Source organism: Kitasatospora sp. NPDC007106, from assembly GCF_040634455.1.
GTDB classification, from domain to species: Bacteria; Actinomycetota; Actinomycetes; order Streptomycetales; family Streptomycetaceae; genus Kitasatospora; species Kitasatospora arboriphila.
The window spans coordinates 1-2,137 of the sequence record NZ_JBEYFP010000943.1 but is presented as its reverse complement, the minus strand read 5'-3'; the positions used below and the strand labels follow the sequence as shown (position 1 = coordinate 2,137).

The following is a 2,137-nucleotide window of genomic DNA, read 5'->3' as shown; positions in this document are numbered from 1 at the left end:
TCGACCGAGACGAACTGCGCGCCGGCACCGGCGCGCCCTCGGGCCGGTGCGGGCGGGGCCGGGAGGCTCAGGCCTTCTCGGTGACCCCGGCGGAGTCGAAGGTGGCTACATCGTGCATCGCCCGGGCAGCGCTCTGCACCAGCGGAAGGGCCAGCAGGGCGCCGGTGCCCTCGCCGAGGCGCAGGTCCAGGTCGATCAGCGGGCGCAGGCCGAGCTTGGCGAGCGCGGCCTGGTGGCCGGGCTCGGCCGAACGGTGGCCGGCAATGCAGGCGGCCAGCGCCTCCGGGGCGATCGCCTTGGCGGCCAGGGCCGCGGAGCCCGCGATCACGCCGTCCAGGATGACCGGGGTGCGCAGCGAGGCCGCGCCGAGCAGGAAGCCGGCGATGGCCGCGTGCTCCAGGCCGCCGACCGCGGCGAGGACGCCGATCGGGTCGGCCGCGTCCGGCTGGTGCAGGGCGAGCGCGGCGCGGACGACCTCGACCTTGCGGGCGTGCGTGGCGTCGTCGATGCCGGTGCCGCGGCCGGTGACCTCGGCCGGGTCGGTGCCGGTGAAGACAGCGATCAGGGCGGCGGAGGCGGTGGTGTTGGCGATGCCCATGTCGCCGGTGATCAGCACCTTGTTGCCGGCCGCGACCAGGTCGCGGGCGGTCTCGATGCCGACCTCGATCGCCTGGACGGCCTCCTCCCGGCTCATCGCCGGGCCCTGGGTCATGTCGTCCGTGCCGGCCTTGACCTTGCGCGGCAGCAGGCCGGTGGTGCGGCCCTGCTGGATGGCCTCCGGCAGGTCGGCCTTGACGCCGACGTCGACCACGCACACCTCGGCGCCGACCTGGGCGGCGAAGGCGTTGACGACCGCGCCGCCGGCGAGGAAGTTCGCGACCATCTGGCCGGTGACCTCCTGCGGCCAGGGGGTGACGCCCTGGGCGTGCACACCGTGGTCGCCGGCGAAGATCGCCACGCAGCCGGGCTCCGGGACGGGCGGCGGGCACTTGCGGGCGAGGCCGCTCAGCTGCGCGGCGATGATCTCCAGCACGCCGAGCGAACCGGCCGGCTTGGTCATCCGCTTCTGGCGGTCCCAGGCGTCGCCGAGGGACTTGGCGTCCAGCGGGCGGATGCCGCGCAGGGTGTCGGCGAGCAGGCTGTGCGGCTCCTCGCCGGGCAGCGCGCGGTTGCCGTACTGCTCCTCGTGGACGACCCAGGACAGCGGGCGCTTCTTGGCCCAGCCCTGCTGCTGCAGCTCGGGCTCGTCGGGGAACGCGTCGACGTAGCCGACGCAGAGGTAGGCGACGACCTCCAGGTGCTCGGGCAGGCCGAGCTCGCGGACCATCTCGTCCTCGTCGAAGAAGCTCACCCAGCCGACGCCGAGGCCCTCGGCGCGGGCGGCCAGCCAGAGGTTCTCGACGGCGAGCGCGGCCGAGTACGGGGCCATCTGCGGCTGGGTGTGCCGGCCGAGGGTGTGCCGGCCGCCGCGGGTGCGGTCGGCGGTCACCACGATGTTCACCGGCGTCTCGAGGATCGCCTCGATCTTGATTTCCTTGAACTGCTTCGCCCGGCCCTTGGGCAGCGAGTCGGCGTACGCGTCGCGCTGGCGCTGGGCGAGCTCGTGCATCTTGCGCCGGGTCTTGCGGGAGCGGATGACGACGAAGTCCCAGGGCTGCGAGTAGCCGACGCTGGGGGCGGTGTGGGCCGCCTCCAGGACGCGCAGCAGCACCTCGTGCGGGATCGGGTCGGGGCGGAAGCCGTTGCGGATGTCGCGGCGCTCGCGGATGACCTGGTGGACGGCCTCGCGGGCGGCGTCGTCCAGGCCGGGGGCGGCCGGCGGGCGCTCGTCGGAGTCCGTCCCGGCGGCGTTCTCGGCGGCGGCCTCGGCGTCCGGCCCGGCCGGCTGCTCGGGCACCTCGGTGACGGCCTCGACGGCGGCGGACTCCACGGAAACGGCCTCCACGGGCGTGGCTTCGGTCGCGGCCTCGGCCGCGGCGGGCTGCTCGGCGGCCACCGTCTCCTCGACGGCGGGCTGCTCGGCGGGCTGCTCGGCCGACTGCTCCGCGGTCGGCTCGGAGCCGGCCTCGGGTGCGGCGGCTTCCGGCGCGGCGGCCGCGGCCTGCTGCTCCTCCGCGACGACCGGTTCGGCGGCCGG

The 2,137-nt window shown here is 75.6% G+C and carries 1 protein-coding gene; it reads right to left on the bottom strand.

The window, feature by feature from the left end; all coding sequences use genetic code 11:
* Nucleotides 1-67 precede the first annotated feature (67 nt).
* Nucleotides 68-2,137: nicotinate-nucleotide--dimethylbenzimidazole phosphoribosyltransferase (gene cobT, locus ABZ641_RS34280; protein WP_359988242.1), on the bottom strand; the 2,070-nt coding region annotated here is incomplete at its 5' end.